The sequence below is a fragment of the Nakamurella aerolata genome (assembly GCF_013002705.1).
In the GTDB taxonomy this organism is placed as follows: Bacteria; Actinomycetota; Actinomycetes; order Mycobacteriales; family Nakamurellaceae; genus Nakamurella; species Nakamurella aerolata.
The window spans coordinates 318,535-336,813 of sequence record NZ_JABEND010000004.1; the positions used below are offsets into that span (position 1 = coordinate 318,535).

At 70.9% G+C, this 18,279-nt stretch carries 15 protein-coding genes; 9 read left to right on the top strand and 6 right to left on the bottom strand.

Annotated elements, in window-relative coordinates; all coding sequences use genetic code 11:
* Positions 1–2: 2 nt before the first annotated feature.
* From HKD39_RS20465 to HKD39_RS09835, 6 genes are read left to right on the top strand one after another with little or no spacing between them, the layout of a single operon-like run.
* On the top strand, positions 3–1,007 hold the full coding sequence (locus HKD39_RS20465) for an ABC transporter permease subunit (RefSeq protein ID WP_171199669.1): 1,005 nt from the start codon (positions 3–5) through the stop codon (positions 1,005–1,007).
* A complete protein-coding gene (locus HKD39_RS09815; protein WP_171199670.1) occupies positions 1,000–1,944 on the top strand; it encodes an ABC transporter permease in 945 nt (314 codons plus the stop codon). Before HKD39_RS20465 ends, HKD39_RS09815 begins: the two co-directional genes overlap by 8 nt.
* Positions 1,945–1,949: 5 nt before the next feature.
* The gene (locus HKD39_RS09820; RefSeq protein ID WP_171199740.1) at positions 1,950–2,957 is read left to right on the top strand and encodes an ABC transporter ATP-binding protein; all 1,008 of its coding nucleotides are present in this window, start codon (positions 1,950–1,952) and stop codon (positions 2,955–2,957) included.
* Positions 2,926–4,035 carry an ABC transporter ATP-binding protein gene (locus HKD39_RS09825; RefSeq protein ID WP_171199671.1) on the top strand — a complete coding sequence of 370 codons (1,110 nt, stop codon included), beginning with the start codon at positions 2,926–2,928 and terminating at the stop codon, positions 4,033–4,035. The genes HKD39_RS09820 and HKD39_RS09825 overlap by 32 nt, the downstream gene beginning before the upstream one ends.
* Positions 4,032–4,802 carry a glutamine amidotransferase-related protein gene (locus HKD39_RS09830; protein WP_171199672.1) on the top strand — a complete coding sequence of 257 codons (771 nt, stop codon included), beginning with the start codon at positions 4,032–4,034 and terminating at the stop codon, positions 4,800–4,802. Before HKD39_RS09825 ends, HKD39_RS09830 begins: the two co-directional genes overlap by 4 nt.
* Positions 4,795–5,607, top strand: a complete 813-nt coding sequence (locus HKD39_RS09835) for a serine hydrolase (protein WP_171199673.1) — start codon at positions 4,795–4,797, stop codon at positions 5,605–5,607. Before HKD39_RS09830 ends, HKD39_RS09835 begins: the two co-directional genes overlap by 8 nt.
* Here the strand turns inward: HKD39_RS09835 and meaB are convergent.
* The 4 genes from meaB to HKD39_RS09855 are packed head-to-tail and all read right to left on the bottom strand — an operon-like array spanning position 5,568 to position 12,202.
* Positions 5,568–6,599 carry a methylmalonyl Co-A mutase-associated GTPase MeaB gene (meaB, locus tag HKD39_RS09840; RefSeq protein WP_171199674.1) on the bottom strand — a complete coding sequence of 344 codons (1,032 nt, stop codon included), beginning with the start codon at positions 6,597–6,599 and terminating at the stop codon, positions 5,568–5,570. The genes HKD39_RS09835 and meaB overlap by 40 nt on opposite strands.
* Before the next feature lie 19 nt (positions 6,600–6,618).
* Positions 6,619–8,814 (bottom strand): methylmalonyl-CoA mutase, encoded by a 2,196-nt coding sequence (gene scpA / locus HKD39_RS09845; RefSeq protein ID WP_171199675.1) that lies wholly within the window; start codon positions 8,812–8,814, stop codon positions 6,619–6,621.
* Positions 8,811–10,640 (bottom strand): methylmalonyl-CoA mutase family protein, encoded by a 1,830-nt coding sequence (locus HKD39_RS09850; protein WP_171199676.1) that lies wholly within the window; start codon positions 10,638–10,640, stop codon positions 8,811–8,813. The genes scpA and HKD39_RS09850 overlap by 4 nt, the downstream gene beginning before the upstream one ends.
* Positions 10,641–10,693: 53 nt before the next feature.
* Positions 10,694–12,202, bottom strand: coding sequence for a glutamate-cysteine ligase family protein (locus tag HKD39_RS09855; RefSeq protein ID WP_171199677.1), 1,509 nt, complete (start codon positions 12,200–12,202; stop codon positions 10,694–10,696).
* Positions 12,203–12,315: 113 nt separating this feature from the next.
* Between HKD39_RS09855 and HKD39_RS09860 the strand changes: the two genes are divergently transcribed.
* Positions 12,316–13,599, top strand: a complete 1,284-nt coding sequence (locus tag HKD39_RS09860) for an amidohydrolase (protein WP_343074664.1) — start codon at positions 12,316–12,318, stop codon at positions 13,597–13,599.
* 13 nt (positions 13,600–13,612) lie between these two features.
* On the opposite strand, the gene HKD39_RS09865 is transcribed toward HKD39_RS09860, so the two are convergent.
* Positions 13,613–14,089 (bottom strand): gamma-glutamylcyclotransferase family protein, encoded by a 477-nt coding sequence (locus HKD39_RS09865; protein ID WP_171199679.1) that lies wholly within the window; start codon positions 14,087–14,089, stop codon positions 13,613–13,615.
* Between the two features lie 113 nt (positions 14,090–14,202).
* Between HKD39_RS09865 and HKD39_RS09870 the strand changes: the two genes are divergently transcribed.
* Positions 14,203–15,624: an NAD(P)H-quinone dehydrogenase gene (locus HKD39_RS09870; RefSeq protein ID WP_171199680.1), complete on the top strand. Its 1,422-nt coding sequence runs from the start codon at positions 14,203–14,205 to the stop codon at positions 15,622–15,624.
* A gap of 22 nt (positions 15,625–15,646) precedes the next feature.
* Here the strand turns inward: HKD39_RS09870 and HKD39_RS09875 are convergent, their stop codons facing one another.
* A complete protein-coding gene (locus tag HKD39_RS09875; protein WP_171199681.1) occupies positions 15,647–17,095 on the bottom strand; it encodes a GuaB1 family IMP dehydrogenase-related protein in 1,449 nt (482 codons plus the stop codon).
* 208 nt (positions 17,096–17,303) lie between these two features.
* Between HKD39_RS09875 and HKD39_RS09880 the strand changes: the two genes are divergently transcribed.
* Positions 17,304–18,200 (top strand): hypothetical protein, encoded by an 897-nt coding sequence (locus HKD39_RS09880; protein WP_171199682.1) that lies wholly within the window; start codon positions 17,304–17,306, stop codon positions 18,198–18,200.
* The last annotated feature ends 79 nt before the right edge of the window (positions 18,201–18,279 follow it).

The following is an 18,279-nucleotide window of genomic DNA, read 5'->3' on the forward strand; positions in this document are numbered from 1 at the left end:
CCGTGGGTCGGTACCTGGCGCGGCGGTTGCTGCAGGGGTTGCTCACCCTGTTCCTGGTGATCCTGCTGCTGCACCTGCTGACCACCTGGGCCATCCAGCTCAACGGGAACCCGGCGCTGGCGTTCTTCGGTGACCGGGTGCCAAGCCCGGCTCAGTACGCGGCGGTCGCCGAGCGGTTCGGCCTCGGCGACCCCTGCTACGCGCAGGTCGGCAACCCGTGCCTCGGTCCGTTCGTCACCAGGCTCGGCGACTACCTCACCGGCGACTTCGGCACCGATCTGCGCGGCCGCCCTGTCACCGACATCGTCGGCACCGCCGCGCCGAACACGTTGCGGCTGTTCGCGGTGGTGACCATCACCTGGCTGTTGATCGGGATGACCCTGGGGTCGGTCGCGGCGCGCAAGCGGGGCCGGCTGACCGACCACGGCATCCGCGGGCTGTCCATCATGATCGACGCGTTGCCGGTGTTCGTGATGCTGCTGGTCTACCGCTACGTGCTGGCCGTCCCGCTGTACACCTGGGCGAAGGACACCTTCGGCAGCAACAGCACGGTGGCCCTGTTGTTCAAGCCGTCCTTCTCCTCCGACCACCCGATGATCACCGTCATCGTCCCCGGAATCCTGTTGGGGCTGACCGGATCCGCCGCGTTCATCCGGCTGGTGCGCGCGGCCCAGCTGGAGAACTACAACTCCGAGCACGTGCGTACCGCCCGGTCCAAGGGCCTGACCGAACGCCATGTGGTGCTGTTCCACATCGTCCGCAACTCGTCCATCCCGGTGGCGACCGCCGTCGGCATCGTCTTCACCGAGGCGCTCGCCGGCGCCGTGATCACCGAGGGCGTGATGAACATCTACGGCATGGGCGGGGTGCTGTGGAAGGCGGTGCGCGACAGTGACGTGTCGCTGGTGGTCGGCATCGTCAGCCTGCTGGCCATCGTCACCATCGTTGTGATGATCCTCGTCGACCTGCTCTACGCCGCCCTCGACCCGAGGATCCGCTATGAGTGATCCCAGCGTCTCCGCGCTCGTCGCGGAAGAAACCGCGACCGTCGACCGGGTTCAGGGCGGCGGATCGCTCTGGTCCAACGCCTGGCGAACGCTGCGGCGGCGGCCTGAGGTGATCGTCGCCGCGCTGGTGGCGCTGTTCTTCGTCGTGGTGGCGGCATTCCCCCGCCTTTTCACCTCGCAGGACCCGCAGCGCTGCGACATCTCCAACTCCGGCATCCGGCCGCAGTGGTTCAGCGGCCCGCACCCGTTCGGAACCGACATCGCCGGCTGCGACCTGCTCGCCTCGGTGGTGTACGGGGCCCGCCCCTCGCTGCTGCTGGCGTTCATCGTTGTGGGGCTGTCGGTGCTGATCGGGGTCACCCTCGGCACCCTGTCCGGCTACTACCTCGGGTGGGTCGACACCGCGATTTCCCGTGCGGTCGAAGTGTTCCTGGTGATCCCGCTGCTGCTGGCCGCGCTGTTGCTGCTGTCGCTGTTCCGCACCGTCGACACCGGCAGCAGTGTGCTCGGCAGCATCCTGCAGCCGGCGCTGGTGCTGACCGCGTTCGGCTGGATGGGCTACACCCGCTACGTGCGCGCCAACGTCCTGGAGACCAAGAACCTCGACTATGTGGTGGCGGCCAAGGTGCTCGGCGCCTCCGATCTGCGCATCATGGTCCGGCATGTGCTGCCCAACGCGATCGGCACCGTCACCGCGCTGATCCCGACCGCCATCGCCGGGGTGATCTCCACCGAGGCGGTGCTGGCCTTCCTCGGGATCGGGGTAAGGCCGCCGGCCGTCAGCTGGGGGATCCTCATCTCCAACGGCAGCGAACGGTTCACCGGCGACTCCCAGTACCTGCTGCTGTTCCCGCTCGGCTGCCTGGTGCTCACCGTGCTGGCGCTGGTGGTTCTCGGTGACGGCCTCCGCGACGCTCTCGACCCGAAGCTGCGGTGACGACAATGCCACTGCTGCAGGTCCGCGACCTTGCCGTCGAGTTCGTCACCGCCGACGGGGTGGTGCGCGCGGTGGACGGGTTGAGCTACGCGGTGGACGCCGGGCAGACCCTGGCCATCGTCGGCGAGTCCGGCAGCGGCAAGAGCGTCAGCTCGCTGGCCGTGATGGGGCTGCTGCAGAGCCCACCGGCGCGAATCCCTTCCGGCAGCATCACTTTCGCGGGAACCGACCTGCTCACCTTGAGCCGCAAACAGCACCGCGCGTTCTGCGGCGAACACATCGGCATGGTGTTCCAGGACGCGCTCGCCGCGCTCAACCCGGTGTACACCGTCGGCTGGCAGCTCACCGAGGCGCTGCGCGCCCGGCACGGGCTCACCAGACGCGACGCCCGGCGCCGGGCCATGGAGCTGCTGGACCTGGTGCAGGTGCCAGCGGCACGGCAGCGGGCGCGGGAGTACCCGCACCAGTTCTCCGGCGGGATGCGGCAACGGGCGATGATCGCCATGGCGCTGGCGATGGACCCCGAGGTGCTGATCGCCGACGAGCCGACCACCGCCCTTGATGTGACGGTGCAGGCGCAGATCATGAAGCTGCTGGCCGAGATCCAGGCGGAGCGGGACATGGCGCTGATCCTGATCACCCACGACCTCGGCGTCGTCGCCAGCGTCGCCGACACCGTCACCGTGATGTACGCCGGGAAAGCCGTGGAACAGGGTGAGGTACAGCGGATCTACTCCCGGCCCGCGCACCCGTACACCCGGGCGCTGCTGCGCGCCATCCCGCGGTTGGATCACAAGGGCAGGCAGCTGGACGTGATCCCCGGCCGGCCACCGGATCCGCTGCACCTGCCGGACGGGTGCGCGTTCCACCCGCGCTGTGACCGGGCCGAGGACGTGTGCCGGGCAGCACCGCCACCGCCGCTGGCCGAGCTTCCGGGAGGCGGCAGCGCCGCCTGCTACTTCGCCGTGGAGGTGATGGCCGATGGGAAACCCGCCGAGCGCGCCGAGTCCTGACGTGGTGCTCGAGGTTCAGGATCTGGTCAAGTACTACCCGGTCAAGCGGGGCGTTGTGTTCAAGCGCACCGTCGGGCAGGTCAGGGCGGTTGACGGGGTCAGCCTGGCGTTGCGGCGCGGCCGGACGCTCGGGCTGGTTGGCGAGTCAGGATCGGGCAAGTCGACGCTGGCGAAGGTGCTGGTCGGCGTGGAGCAGCCCACCAGCGGACGCATTCTCGTTGACGGCATTGATGTTTCGGCCATGAAGCGGGCTCAGCGACGCGAGCTGCGCCGGCGCATCCAGCTGGTCTTCCAGGACCCGTACACCGCCCTGAACCCGCGGATGCCGGCCGGGGAGATCGTCGGCGAGGCCTACGCCATCCACCCGCGGCTGGTGCCCAAGGGCGGGCGGGCACGCGCGGTGCGGGAACTGTTCGACCTGGTGGGGTTGAACCCCGACCACGTCAACCGTTATCCGCACCAGTTCTCCGGAGGGCAACGGCAGCGCCTCGGGATCGCCAGGGCGCTGGCGGTGAAACCGCAGATCCTGATCTGCGACGAACCGGTCTCGGCGCTGGACGTGTCGATCCAGGGGCAGGTGATCAACCTGCTGGAGCGACTGCAGGACGAGCTGGGACTGGCGTACCTGTTCATCGCGCACGATCTTGCCGTTGTACGGCACATCGCCGATGAGGTGGCGGTGATGTACCTGGGTTCGGTGGTCGAGCGCGGCACCGAGACCGAGGTGTACGAGCAGACCAGGCATCCCTACACCAGGGCGCTGATGTCGGCGGTGCCGTTGCCGGATCCGTCGATGCGCCATCGGCGGGAGGAGATCGTGCTGTCCGGTGACGTGCCGTCGCCGGCGGCGCCGCCGTCCGGATGCCGCTTCCACACCCGCTGCTGGCTGGCGCCGCTGGTGGCCGGCGCCGCGAGCGACAGCGCCGACGTGACGATCGATGAGCCCGCCGCGGTACCGGCCGTCTGCCGCACCGATCGTCCCGAGCTGCTGCCGCAGGGACCGCCGGATCACCTGGCGGCCTGCCACTTTGCCGAGAAGCTGACCGAGAACACGACCCGAGCGGAGGCGGCGCGGTGACCCCCGAAGTCCTGGTGGTGCGCAACGCCGCCAGCAGCGGCCCTGGCAGGCTCACCGAAGCGCTGACCGCGGCCGGGCTGCGGGTGCGGGTGGTCGACGGTGAGCGGCTCATCGACCCGGCCGATCCGGTCACGCTGGACGGTGCCGCCGGCGTCGTCCTGCTCGGCGGTGGGTTGATGCCGGACGACGACGCCGCAGCGCCGTGGCTCCCGGCGGAGCGGCGGATGGCCGAACAGGCCATGGCCCAAGGGATTCCGCTGCTGGGGATCTGTCTCGGCGGGCAACTGCTGGCGTTCGTCGCCGGCGGCACGGTGGCGGCGAACACCGGCGAGAGGGAGCGCGGCTCCTGCCGGATCGACGTGCTCCCCGGAGCCGCCGGCGACGGCCTACTCGGCGGGTTCGTCGGCCGGCCGCCGCTGCGGATGATCCAGAATCACCGCGACCGGATCACCGCGCTGCCACCGGACGCGGTGCTGCTCGCCAGCAACGCCGCGTGCCCGATCCAGGCGTTCCGGGTGGGAGAACTGGCCTGGGGGCTACAGTTTCATCCCGAGGCGGACGCCGAGCGGGTGGCGCGGTGGGATGCCGACACCATGCGCGCCGACGGATTCGACCCGGATCAGGTGATCGCGACGGCGCGCGCCGACGCGGCCGTCAACCAGGCGCAGGCGCACCTGCTGTTCGACGCGTTCGCGGCGGTCGTGCGGGACACCGTCACGGCGCGGGAGGCGGCGGTACGGGACGCGGCAGCGGCGCGCCATGACTGAAACCCCCACGCCGGCGATCGCGTTCCGGATCAGCCGCGCCGACGGTGACGTGCTGGCCGAGCGCGACCCCAACCTGCCCTTCTACCCGGCCAGCACCGTCAAGCTGGCGGTGCTCGCCGCCGTGGGGCGAGGGCTGGAATCCGGTGCGCTGCAACTGGATCAGCCGGTGCGCAGCACCGACAGGTTCCCGAGCCTGGTGGCGGGGGCCCCGGACTTCCGGATCCTGCCGGGCGACGAGGACCCAGGGATGCCGCCGCCGGGAACACCGATGCCGCTGGCCGAGGTGGCCGAGCGGATGATCGTGGTCTCCTCCAACGAGGCCACCAACCTGTTGTACGACGTTGTCGGTTTCCCCGCCGTCAACCAGGTGCTCGCCGACGCCGGCGCCGTCAACAGCGGGGTACACCGCAAGTTCAGCGACCTGGCCGCCTCGCGGGCCGGTCTGCCGGGCAACGTCATCACCGCTCGCGATCTCGGGAAACTGATGGAGGCCGTGGTGGGCGGTCGGCTCGCCGATCACCACTGGACGGCCTGGATGTGCGACATGCTGTCCCGCCAGGAACTCGGCGTCATCGGCACCAGGGTGCCGACCGGAACCCGGTGGGGCAGCAAATCCGGTTGGGTGGACGGCATTCAGCACGACGTCGCCTTCATCGGCGAGCCCGGCCCGACGACGCTGGTGATCGCGGTGTGCACCCGGGGGTTCGACGAACCCCAGGGCGAGCAGTGCATTGCCGCGCTCACCGATCTGGCGCTGGCCAAGGCTCAGCGCCGGGACGACGCATCGAACGCGGCCAGCAGCTGATCGGCGGCGGCCGCGGCGGACAGCGAGCCGTCCACGACCTGCGCGCGCAGCTGCTGCTGTTCGTCGCGAACGGCGGGGGAGCGCCGCAGCCGGGCCAGCAGCTCGTCGGTGACCAGGGTCTGGGCCAGCGACCACTGCTGCTCGGAACGCTTGCGGCTCAGGCCTTCCGCGCCGAGATGGTGGCGATGCTTGCCGACCGTTGACCAGACGGTGTCGATGTCGTCGCCGGTGAGCGCCGAGCAGGTCAGCACCGGCGGCAGCCACGGCGCGCCGCGGCCGTAGACCAGCCGCAGCGCCGCGGTGAGCTCCTTGGCGGCGGCCACCGCGTCCGGTCTGGCGTCGCCGTCGGCCTTGTTGATCGCGACGACGTCGGCGATCTCCAGCACGCCCTTCTTGATGCCCTGCAACTGATCTCCGGTGCGGGCAAGGCCGAGCAGCAGGAAGGTGTCGACCATGCCGGCCACCGCGATCTCGCTCTGGCCGACCCCGACGGTCTCCACCAGCACCACGTCGTACCCGGCGGCCTCCAGCAGCGGGATGGTCTGCGCGGTGGCCCTGGTCACCCCGCCCAGCGTCCCGGCCGCCGGCGACGGGCGTACATACGCGCGGGGGTCGGCGGTGAGCCGCGGCATCCTGGTGCGGTCGCCCAGCACCGACCCGCCGGTGCGGCTGCTGGACGGGTCGACCGCCAGCACGCCCACCCGATGCCCGCGCGAGGTCAGCAGCGAGCCGAGCGCCTCGATGAAGGTCGACTTGCCGACACCGGGCACCCCGGAGATCCCCACCCGCACGGTGGCCGACCGGTCGGCGGGCCCGGGCGCGGAGTGCAGGCGCTGCAACAGTTCCCTGGCCAGCTCGCGGTGTTCCGGCCTGGTCGACTCGACGACCGTCACGGCTCTGGACAGCGCGGTCCGGTCGCCCGCCATGACACCGGCGGCCAGCTCGGCCGCCGACGGCAACGCCCTGGCAGCGCGACGCGGTGGGGTGCTCATGGCCTGGTGGGCTAGCGCGCTACTGCGCGACGGCGGGGCCATGGTGTGCCAGCGACGCCGACAGCTGATCCAGCAGTTGCAGAGCGGCGTCGGCAATCACCGTTCCCGGCCCGAAGACCGCCGCCGCTCCCAGCTCGTGCAGCCGCGGCACGTCGTCCGGTGGGATGACCCCGCCGACCACGATCATGATGTCGTCCCGGCCCAGCGCCGCGAGCGCGTCGCGCAGCGCCGGCACCAGGGTGAGGTGACCGGCCGCCAGTGAGTTCACCCCGACGATGTGCACATCGCCGTCCACCGCCTGCTGCGCGACTTCCTCCGGGGTGGAGAACAACGGCCCGACGTCGACGTCGAAGCCGAGATCGGCGAACGCCGACACCAGCACCTTCTGTCCGCGGTCGTGACCGTCCTGCCCCATCTTGGCGATCAGGATCCGGGGCCGGCGGCCCTCCTGCTCGGCGAACTCCGCGGTCGCGGCCAGCACGGCCTGCACCTTGCCGCGGCCGGCGTCGGTGCTGTCGGCGCCGGTCGACTCGTCGCGGTACACCCCGGAGATGGTACGGATCACCGCGGTGTGCCGGCCCCACACCTGCTCCAGCGCGTCGGAGATCTCGCCGACGGTGGCCTTGGCGCGGGCCGCATTCACCGCCAGCTCCAACAGGTTTGCCGCGCCCGGCCCGCTCTGCCCCGCGGCGCTGGTGAGCGCCTGCAGCGCCGCGGCCACCGCGGTGTCGTCCCGCTCGGCCCGCAGCCGCTGCAGCTTGGCCAACTGGGTGGCGCGTACCGCGGCGTTGTCCACCCGCAGGAACTCGATGGGTTCGGCCTCGTCCACGCCGAACGCGTTGACGCCGACAACGGTCTGCGCGCCGGAGTCGATGCGGGCCTGGGTGCGGGCCGCCGCCTCCTCGATCCGCATCTTCGGGATGCCGGCCTCGATGGCTGCGGCCATCCCACCGGCCTGTTCCACCTCGGTGATCCGGTCCCAGGCCAGGTCGGCCAGTTGGTGGGTGAGTTTCTCGACGAAGTACGAGCCGCCCCACGGGTCGATGATGCCGGTGGTGCCCGATTCCTGTTGCAGCAGCAGCTGAGTGTTCCTGGCGATCCGGGCCGAGAAGTCGGTCGGCAGCGCGATCGCCTCGTCCAGCGCGTTGGTGTGCAGCGACTGCGTATGGCCCTGGGTCGCCGCCATCGCCTCGATGCAGGTGCGGGCCACGTTGTTGAAGATGTCCTGCGCGGTGAGCGACCAGCCGGACGTCTGGGAGTGGGTGCGCAGCGACAGCGACTTCGGGTTCTTCGGCGAGAACTGCGCAACGATGCGGCTCCACAATGCCCTGGCCGCACGCATTTTCGCGATCTCGGTGAAGAAGGGCATGCCGATCGCCCAGAAGAAGCTGAGCCGCGGGGCGAAGGCGTCGATGTCCAGACCGGCGTCCAGACCGGCCCGCAGATATTCCAGACCGTCGGCCAGGGTGTAGGCGAGTTCGAGATCGGCGGTGGCTCCGGCCTCCTGGATGTGGTACCCGGAGATCGAGATCGAGTTGAACTTCGGCATGTGCGAGGCGGTGTAGCCGAAGATGTCGCTGATGATCCGCATCGACGGCTGCGGCGGGTAGATGTAGGTGTTGCGGACCATGAACTCCTTGAGGATGTCGTTCTGGATGGTCCCCGACAGCTGCTCCGGCGCTACGCCCTGCTCCTCGCCGGCCACGATGAACAGCGCCAGGATCGGCAGCACGGCGCCGTTCATGGTCATCGACACGCTCATCCGGTCCAGCGGGATGTGGTCGAACAACTGCCGCATGTCGTAGATCGAATCGATGGCGACCCCGGCCATGCCGACATCGCCTGCCACCCGCGGGTGATCGGAGTCGTAACCGCGGTGGGTGGCAAGGTCGAAGGCCACCGACAGGCCCTTCTGGCCGGCCGCGAGGTTCCGCCGGTAGAACGCGTTGGACTCCTCGGCGGTGGAGAACCCGGCGTACTGCCGGATGGTCCACGGCTGCGTGGTGTACATGGTCGGGTACGGCCCGCGCACGAACGGCGGCAACCCCGGGTAGGTGTCCAGTGCGTCGAGGCCGGCGAGGTCGCGCTCGGTGTAGAACGGTTGCAGCTCAATGCCTTCCGGCGTGGTGCGGCCGGCGCCCGGCTCGGCGGCGACGCCGGTGGCCGCGCTCGGGGGCTGCCACGGCACGTCGGCGAAGCTCTTCGGCACGCTCATCGCTGCACCTCCGTCACGCCGGTGCCACGCAGCAACCCGGCCAGCTGCAACAGGTCACCGCCGAGGCCGACGGTGCCGTCCACCTCGACGCCGGCGGGCGGCCGGCCGGCGATCAGCACCAGCCTGGCGCCGCGTTCGCGCAGCCCGGTGACCACGTCGGCTGCGGTGCCGGCGAACGTCGGGTCGGCACCGGCATAGGCGGCGTCGCTGCCGGCGACCACCGCGATGTCACCGGCCGCCGGGTCGAAACCGGCGACGGCCGCCGCGACGTCGGCGGTGGCCGCGTCACCGCCTGCCAGCGGGCTGCCGATGGCGCCCAACGCGTTCCGCACGAACGAGGCGCGAACACTGTGCGAGGCAACAGCTCCCAGCACCACCAAGGCCACCGGTCGCGGAGCCGGTTCGTCCCGCAGGGCTTCGAACGGGCTGGCCCAGCGCTCCGGCCATGCCTTGCCCTTCGGCCGCCGCTGCGGCAACTGCTCGCCGGCATGCGCGAACTCGGTGACGCCGGTCAGTGGCTGGGCGCGGGTGGCGATCCGGCTGGCGCGCAACGCCTTCTGGGCGGCGAAGCGCTCCGCCAGCAGGCCGCCGGCGACGGCCGTCGACAGCCCTCCGGCCGCCTCGATCTCGGTGAACGCGGCCCAGCCGGTGGCGGCCAGCCGCTCGGTGAGCGCCTCGATGCCGCCGGCGCCGGCGGCCGGGTCGGCGGTGTCCGCGACGTGCGACTCGTCCAGCAGCAGGTGACTGACGTTGCGGGCGATCCGGCGGCCGAACGCATCCGGGATCCCGAGCGCCGCGTCGAACGGCAGCACCGTCACCGCCTGCGCCCCACCGGTGCCGGCGGCCAACGCGGCGATGGTGACGCGCAGCATGTTGACCCACGGGTCGTACCGGGTCGTCATCATCCGGCTGGTCACCGCGTGCAGCCACGGCGCCGGCACGGTAGTCGCCGGCTCCAGTGCCAGCTCCAGCAGCCTGGTCCACAACCCGCGGGCGGCGCGGAACCTGGCGATGGTGGTGAACTGTTCGGCGGTAGCGGGCAGCCGCAGGGTGAGCAACGCGGCGGCGACGTCCGGCGTGATCCCCGCCGCCTCCAGCAGCCGCAGGTATTCGGCGACAGCGGCCAGCAGGTAGCCGAGCTCCCAGCCGTCGTCGGCGCCCTGCTCGTGCGCGACGGTGGCGTCCGCGACGAAGCCGCGCAGGCCGAGATCTGTTGCCAGCGAAGCGATCTCTGCCAGTTCCGTGGTGTCCACCTCGGGACTGCCGGCGCGAATGGCGCGGCCGAACGGATCGGCCCCCAGCCCGCCGCCGGGCGCGCGTACCCCGCGGTCGGACAGGATCCGGGCGAAGGCCCGCCCGGCCTGCAGCGCTGTGACCGGTTCGACCGCGTTGAGTTCGATCGGCGCGATGTCCAGCAGTACCGGCGCCAGCACCGCGGGCAGGTCGGGGAGAGCGGTGCCGGCCGCGCCGACGGTCAACCAGCAGGACTGCGCACCGCCCTCAAGGTCGGCGATCAGCGCGGCCGCCGCCTGCGCCGGGTCGGGATCGGCCAGCGGCACGCAGTTGAGCCAGCCCCGCCCGTCCAGCCGGCGGTAACCGGCGGCGGTGCTGGTCACGCCGGCCAGCGGCGTCACCGGCGTGCCGCCGAAGGTCCGGCGCCCCAGCCGCGCCAGCACCGCCTGGTCGAGCCCGGCCCCGTCCGGCGCTGCCGCTTCGTCGGGCGCATCGGCCGGCAACGCACCCGACTTGCGCAGCACCGCGGCAGCGGCGGCGACCCATTCGGCGCGGGTCCCGGTCGCGACCCCAGGGGTTTCCAGCTCCGGCATGCAGCCGAGCCTACGACCGTTGCCCGCGGCTGTGCCGCCCGGGCTAACCGCGGTTAACGCCGGGTCGGTACCTCCCAGGTGTGCACCGGCTCGTTGGAATGCATGCCCTGCAGGTACAGGTCGAGCATCTGGTGCAGGGCCTGCTCGCGGCTGGCGCCGCGGCTCTGCAGTGCCGCCACCGTCTCCGACTGCCACCACGACCCGTTGCGCTGCAGTCGGCAGCGCTCGGCGACGATGCCGAGGTAGCGGTCCCGCGCCTGCGGCGCGACACCCCAGCGGTCAAGACCCTCGTAGGCCAGCGGCAGCAACCGGCGCAGAAGCAGCTCGTCCCAGGCGACCTCGCCGTAGCCGGGCCAATAGAAGGTGGCGTCGACGCCGCGCCGGGCACCGGCCTCGAAGTTGGCCTTGGCCGCGTCGAAGCTCATCTTGGTCCACACCGGGCGCTCGTCCGCGGCCAGCATCTTCATGGCGCCGTAGTAGAAGGCGGCGTTGGCCATCACGTCGACGACGGTGGGACCGGCCGGCAGCACCCGGTTCTCCACCCGCAGGTGCGGGCGACCGGCGACGACGTCGTACACCGGGCGGTTCCAGCGGTAGACGGTGCCGTTGTGCAGCCGCAGTTCCTGCAGCCTTGGCGCGTTCCCGGCGGCCAGCTCCGCCTCCGGATCCTCGTCGGTGGTCTCCGGCAACAGCGCAGGGAAGTACCGCACGTTCTCCTCGAACAGATCGAAGATCGAGGTGATCCAGCGTTCGCCGAAGAACACCACCGGCCGCACCCCCTGGTTGCGCAGCTCGGGCGAGCGGGTGTCGGTGGCCTGCAGGAACAGCTCGATCCGGGTCTCGGCCCACAGCCGCTTGCCGAACAGGAACGGCGAGTTGGCGCCCAGTGCCAGCTGCGGGCCGGCCAGGGTCTGCGCGGCGTTCCAGTTCGCGGCGAAGTCGGCAGGCGACACCTGAAGGTGCAGCTGCACCGAGGTGCAGGCCGACTCCGGGGCGATCGTGCTGTGCCACATCCGCAGCGACTCCGCCGGTTGCCCGCTGGTGGTCACCGACCCGGCGATGTCCAACTCGAGGTCTTCCCGCCTGGCCGCGAACACCGCCTCGTCCAGCGCGGCGTAGCGCGGGTTGTTGCTCATCCACTCGCCGTCGAGATCGTCCGGCTCCAGCGTCGGCAGGATGCCGACCATGACGATCCGGCTGTCGGCGTCCGCGGCCTTGGCGTCGGCGCGATCCAGCGACTGGCGCAGCTCGGATTCCAGTTCCAGCGCGGAGTTTCCCGGCAGCGGCCGGGGCGGCACGTTCAGCTCGATGTTGTAGCGGCCGAGTTCGGTCTGGTACTCGGGATCCTCGATCGCCTGCAACACCTCGGTATTGCGCATCGCCGGGTCGCCGTCGGCGTCGATCAGGTTCAGCTCGATCTCCAAACCGGTGAGCGGCCGGTCGAAGTCGAAGTGATGCTCCACCAGCATCCGCTCGAACACGTCGAGACAGCGCCGCACCTTCTGCCGGTACTGCAGCCGTTGTTCGCGGGTGAAGGTGCTGGCTGCGATGTCGTCACCCATCAAGCGCTCCCGTCTGCCGGCCGCCCCGCCGACCAGCGGGGTTAGCGCACATGCAACCAGGCGACGGCCGGAGCGTCCACCGCGCCGGCCGGGGAGCAGTAGCATCGCTGGTCGTGACCGCAGTACCCGATCTCGCCCGCAACGACACCCGCACCACCGCGGCGCCACCCGTCGATCTCGGGGCGGGGCGGGGTCCCGACTGGCTGGACCGGTACCTGTCGGATTCTCTCGGCGAGCTGGTGCAGTTCCGCCGGCAGTTGCACCGGCATCCGGAGCTGGCGTTCGCCGAGCGCCGCACCACCGACCGGATCGAGCAGGCGCTGGCCGCCGCCGGCATCACCGGCCGGCGGCTGCCGGGCGGCACCGGATTCGTCGCCGACCTGAACCCGGACGCCCCCGGCCCGTTGATCGGGCTGCGCGCCGACATCGACGCGCTGCCGCTGCAGGAGGCCAGTGGGCTGCCGTTCGCCTCCGAGGTTCCCGGCACCGCCCACGCCTGCGGACACGACGTGCACACCACCGTGCTGCTGGGCACCGCGCTGGCGCTCGCCGCCGCGCCGCACCCGGTCGGGCGGGTGCGGCTGCTGTTCCAGCCGGCGGAGGAGTCGATGGACGGCGGCGCCGCCGCGCTGGTGCAGGCGGGTGCGGTGGACGACGTCGACCTGCTGTTCGCACTGCACTGCGAGCCGCGGACGCCCGTCGGGAAAGTCGGCCTGAAGGTCGGGCCGATCACCTCGACCGCGGACAGCATCGAGATCAGGGTGAGCGGACCCGGCGGGCACACCTCCCGCCCGCACCTGACCGCCGACGTGGTGAACGCCCTCGGCCTGCTGGCCACCAACCTGCCGCTGCTGCTCACCCGCCGCCTTGACCCGCGGGCGGCCGCGGTGCTGGTCTGGGGTCAGATCCGGGCCGGCGAGGCGGAGAACGCCATCCCGCAGTCCGGGGTGCTGCGCGGCACCCTGCGGGTGATGCGCCGGGACGCCTGGGACACCGCGGGCGAGCTGATCACCGAGTTGGTCGGCGCCATTCTCGAACCCACCGGCGTGCAGTACCAGCTCAGCGTCGAACGGGGGGTGCCGCCGGTCGAGAACGACGCCTACACAACGGCTTTGCTGCGCGCCGGGGTGGTGTCGGCGCTCGGCGCCGACGCCGTGACGGAGGCCGAGCAGTCGACCGGCGCCGAAGACTTCGCCGACCTGCTCGAGCACGCCCCCGGCACCCTGGCCCGGCTGGGGGTGTGGGACGGCGAAGGGCAGCAGTCCGACCTGCATTCGGCGGCGTTCCGCGCCGACGAGCGCGCCATCGCCGTCGGGGTGCGCACCCTGGTGCACACGGTGCTGGCCGCCGCCGGTGAACCGGCGGTACTTCCGCCGGCCGCCGGCCGCACCGGCTGACCGCGGCGTTGGTTCAGTTCCCGATGGACCGGCAGGGCCGGCGGCGCAGTTCCGCCGCGTACTCGGCCGGCGCGCTGGCCGCCTCGGCGGCGTCGGCGATGACGCCGAGATAGCGCGCCGACGGTAGCCCGCCCTCGAACGCGTCCAGCACGTACAGCCACGCCAGCCGGTCGCCGTCGAGGGTGTGCACCCGGAGCCGGATCTTGTTGTACAGCCCCAGGTCTGCGCCCTCCCACGAGTCCAGCGCGCGCTCGTCCGCCTCCGACATGTCGTACAGCACCACGAAGACACCGGGGTCGCCGGCGGCCAGCGCGTCGTCGGGCTCGCGCTCGACGACGGTGGCCAGCGCCCCCTCCCAGCCGAGGTGCTCGCCGCCGAACGTCAGCCGCCACCCCGGCAGCCACCCGGTGCCGGCCAGCGGTGAGCTGGGGCACCGCTGCAGCATCTGACTGGGGTCCATGTTGGAGCCGTAAGCGGCATAGAGCGCCATGACCGTCAAGGCTAGGCAGTGCGCCGGACGGTGCCGACATCACCTCGCTGCCTGGCCGGTCCTGGCCGCGGTCACGGTCGTGACGGGTTTGTCCGGCCGCTACGGTTAACGCCATGACGCGGATCGTGATCATGGGCGGCGGACCGGCCGGTTACGAGGCGGCGCTGGTCGCGGTGCAGTACGGCGCCGACGTCACCGTTGTCGAGGAGTCGGGCCCTGGCGGCAACTCGGTGCTGTACGACTGCGTCCCGTCCAAGACCTTCATCGCCTCTGCCGGCGGCCGCACCGCCGTCACCGGGGCCGGCGAGCTCGGCATCGACGTGTCCGACGTGTCGGTGAACGCCGCGGCGGTGCACGGCCGGGTCAACGGCCTGGCGCTGGCGCAGTCCGCCGACATCCGCGCCAAGCTCACCGCCCAGGGCGTGCGCATCATCGACGGGCACGCCGCGCTCGCCGACGCCGAACCGGGGCTGGCGCGGCACCTGGTGCTCGCCACCAGGCCGGACGGCAGCACCGAGACCCTTGAGGCCGACGTGGTGCTGATCGCCACCGGCGCCACCCCGCGGGTCGTCCCCGACTGCGAACCGGACGGCGAACGCATCCTCACCTGGCGGCAGGTGTACGCACTGCCGGAGTTCCCCGAGCATCTGGTGGTGGTCGGCTCCGGCGTCACCGGGGCCGAGTTCGCCTCGGCCTACACCGAGATGGGAGTGCCGGTCACGCTGGTGTCCAGCCGTGATCGGGTGCTGCCCAGCGAGGACGCCGACGCGGCCGCGGTGATCGAGGACGTGTTCACCTCCCGCGGCTCGACCCTGGTGAAGAACTCCCGCGCCGCATCGGTACGGCGGGACGGTGCCGGGGTGCTGGTCACCACCACCGACGGCGAACAGGTGCGCGGGTCGCACTGCCTGATGACGGTCGGCTCGGTGCCCAACACCACCGGCATCGGCCTCGAGCAGGTCGGGGTGGCCACCGACAAGGCCGGATTCGTTGAGGTCGATCGGGTTTCCCGCACCTCGGTGCCCGGCATCTACGCGGCCGGCGACTGCACCGGGGTACTGATGCTGGCCTCGGTCGCCGCCATGCAGGGCCGCATCGCGATGTGGCACGCGCTCGGCGAGGGCGTCCCGCCGTTGAAGCTGAACACGGTGTCCGCCAACGTGTTCACCCACCCCGAGATCGCCACCGTCGGGGCCTCGCAGGCCGACGTCGACGCCGGAATGCCGGGAGCGCGGGCCATGACGATCCCGCTGTCCGGCAACCCGCGCGCCAAGATGGCCGGCGTCCGGGAGGGCTTCGTCAAGCTGATCGTGCTGGAGGCCACCGGCACCGTGATCGGCGGCGTGGTGGTGGCGCCGGAAGCATCAGAGCTGATCCTGCCGATCGCGGTGGCGGTGCAGAACGGTTTGACCGCAAAGGATCTGGCCTATTCCTTCAGCGTCTACCCGTCGATGTCCGGGTCCATCACCGAACTCGGCCGGCAGCTGATGTTCTGGAAGCCGCCCACCGATCCGGAAGCAGCCGCGCAGACCTGAGCCGCAGAGCCGAGCCGCGGGCCTACCAGCTGCTGTGCAGCGGGGCGCCCTCGGCGAAGCCGGCGGCGGACTGCACCCCGACCACCGCGCGTTCGGCGAACTCGGTGAGATTGCCGGCACCGGCGTAGGTGCACGAGCTGCGCACCCCGGCGACGATCGCGTCGATCAGGTCCTCAACGCCCGGTCGCTGCGGGTCGAGGTACATCCTGGAGGTGGAGATGCCTTCCTCGAAGAGGCCGGCGCGGGCTCGCTCGAACTCGCCGGCCGACGCGGTACGCATCTTCACCGCGCGCGCCGATGCCATGCCGAAGGACTCCTTGTAGCGGCGTCCGTCCGGCGAGACCTTCAGCGCACCAGTGGATTCCAGCGTTCCGGCGAACCAGGAGCCGATCATCACGCTGCCGGCGCCGGCGGCCAGCGCCAGCGCGACGTCGCGCGGGTAGCGGACGCCGCCGTCGGCCCAGATGGCCTTACCGGCAGCGCGCGCGGTCTCGGCGCAGTCCAGCACGGCGGAGAACTGTGGCCGGCCGACGCCCGTCATCATCCTGGTGGTGCACATGGCGCCCGGCCCGACGCCGACCTTCACCACGTCGGCGCCGGCGTCGATCAACTCCCTGGTCCCGCCGGCGGAGACCACATTGCCGGCAACCACCGGGATGCGACGCTGTGCCTGATCCCGCACCGCCGCAACGGCTTTCAGCGAGTCGAGCATCTTGGCCTGATGCCCGTGCGCGGTGTCGACCACCAGTACGTCGACGCCGGACTGCAGCAAGCGCTCGGCGCGCTGGGCGACGTCACCGTTGATGCCGACCGCGGCGGCGATCATCAACCGGCCGTCGGGGTCGAGGGCGGGGGAGTACAGGGTGGAACGCAGGCAACCCTTGCGGGTCAGCACCCCCTGCAACACGTTCTCGGTGTCGACCACCAGGGCCAGCTCCTGGTGCCGGGCGGTCAGTTGCTCGAACACCTTCTCCGGCTCGGTGTCCTCCGTGACGGTGAGCAGGTCGGTGGTCATCACGTCACGGGCCTGGCTGAACGGGTCGACGCCCGAGGCGTCGGCCTCGCTGAGGGTGCCGAGCACCCTGGAGTCCGCGTCGATCACCACCGCGTGGCCGTGGTTGCGCTTGGGCAGCAGCGACAGGGTCTCGGCCAGGGTGGTGTCGGGAGCGACACTCACCGCGGTGTCGAACACCGGGTGTGAACCCTTCACCTTGCGTACCTGCTCGGCGACCACCGCGGTGGGCAGATCCTGCGGGATCACCGCGATGCCGCCGCGCCTGGCCACCGTCTCGGCCATCCGCCGGCCGGAGATCGCCGTCATGTTCGCCACCACCAACGGCAGCGGGGTGCCGACGCCGTCGGTGCTGGTCAGGTCGACCCCGAGCCGGCTGGTGACCTCACTGCGTCCGGGCACCATGAAGACGTCGTTGTAGGTGAGGTCGTAGGCCGGTGGCTCCTTCAGAAATCGCATGCCCCCAGTCAACCAGGTGCCTCGATCGGTGTCGGTTTGTACCTGAGCTGCCTGCAGTGACGCAGAAGCGGCGATGCGAGGCAGTTTTCGTCCACTCGGGGCAGCTCACGTCGAACTCGCGCGAGTCGATCAGGGCCCGGGCCGTCCAGTTGTCCACATTCTCGAACCAGGCATGGTGCCCGCGGTACTCGATGGGTGTAATCGCCGGGTGGGGTATGACGATTTCGATTCCGTGCTGGCCGCGGCCGGCGTGTACCGAATCGGACGCGATCCCCGTCGCGACCGCCACCTGCAGTACCTGTCGCGGACCGGGCGGTTACGGCGGCTACTGCCGGGCGTCCACGTCGAGCCCGCGGTTGCCGACCGTCTGACCACGAGGGTGTTGGCGGTGATGGCATTCGAGCCGCATGCGGTGATCTGTGGTGCGGCGGCGGCCGCGCTGACCTTCTGGCCGGAGTTGGAGGTGCCCGTCATCTCGGTGGCGCACCGACGTTTCAGCGGTCGCCCCTACGAGGGGTTTCAGTTCTCTCGGAGGGTCATCCCCGCCGAACTGATCGAGTTGCGTAACGGGGTGCGAGTCAGTAGGCCGGCGTTCACCGCGGTCGACCTGGCAGGGGGTGCGCTCGGGGGCGACCCTATCGATCGGGCCCTCCGCTCTCGGGCGGTTCGCCCCGCCGAGCTGTCACACGTGTTGCAGGTGTGGCCCGATCGCGACGGCAACAAGCAACGTCGGCGACTTGTCGAGGATTCCGCCTACGGTCCGTTCTCCGAGTTCGAGCGCCGAGCACATCGGATCCTGCGGCGGAACCGGATCACCGACTGGGTGGCGAACGAGCCATACCTGTTCAACGGCAGGCAATACCTACCGGACCTGCGGGGCAAGCGGGTCCGGTTCGTGATGGAGTTCGACAGCTTTCAGTTCCACCACACACGGACGTCGTTCATCAACGACCGGATCCGTTGGCGCGACATGACGCTGGCCGGCTGGTTGGTGCTGCCGTCGGGGTGGGAGCTGATCAACAACGAGGCGGAGTTCCTGAGTCAGGTGCGCCGCGGGCTGGCACTCGCCAGGCCGATCGCCGAACCGTTGCTACGTGCCAACTGACGTTTGTACCTGAGCTGCGTCCAGTCGCGCCGAATGGCGGAAAACTGGGCTGCTCCCGCCGCTGGACGCAGCTGAGGTA

Coding starts and splice junctions, on each gene's coding strand:
- HKD39_RS09815 (WP_171199670.1), top strand. CDS start 1,000: ATGAGTGATCCCAGCGTCTCCGCGCTCGTCGCGGAAGAAACCGCGACC.
- HKD39_RS09865 (WP_171199679.1), bottom strand. CDS start 14,089: ATGGCGCTCTATGCCGCTTACGGCTCCAACATGGACCCCAGTCAGATG.
- HKD39_RS09825 (WP_171199671.1), top strand. CDS start 2,926: ATGGGAAACCCGCCGAGCGCGCCGAGTCCTGACGTGGTGCTCGAGGTT.
- HKD39_RS09850 (WP_171199676.1), bottom strand. CDS start 10,640: ATGCCGGAGCTGGAAACCCCTGGGGTCGCGACCGGGACCCGCGCCGAA.
- HKD39_RS09855 (WP_171199677.1), bottom strand. CDS start 12,202: ATGGGTGACGACATCGCAGCCAGCACCTTCACCCGCGAACAACGGCTG.
- HKD39_RS09835 (WP_171199673.1), top strand. CDS start 4,795: ATGACTGAAACCCCCACGCCGGCGATCGCGTTCCGGATCAGCCGCGCC.
- HKD39_RS09820 (WP_171199740.1), top strand. CDS start 1,950: ATGCCACTGCTGCAGGTCCGCGACCTTGCCGTCGAGTTCGTCACCGCC.
- scpA (WP_171199675.1), bottom strand. CDS start 8,814: ATGAGCGTGCCGAAGAGCTTCGCCGACGTGCCGTGGCAGCCCCCGAGC.
- HKD39_RS09870 (WP_171199680.1), top strand. CDS start 14,203: ATGACGCGGATCGTGATCATGGGCGGCGGACCGGCCGGTTACGAGGCG.
- HKD39_RS09875 (WP_171199681.1), bottom strand. CDS start 17,095: ATGCGATTTCTGAAGGAGCCACCGGCCTACGACCTCACCTACAACGAC.
- meaB (WP_171199674.1), bottom strand. CDS start 6,599: ATGAGCACCCCACCGCGTCGCGCTGCCAGGGCGTTGCCGTCGGCGGCC.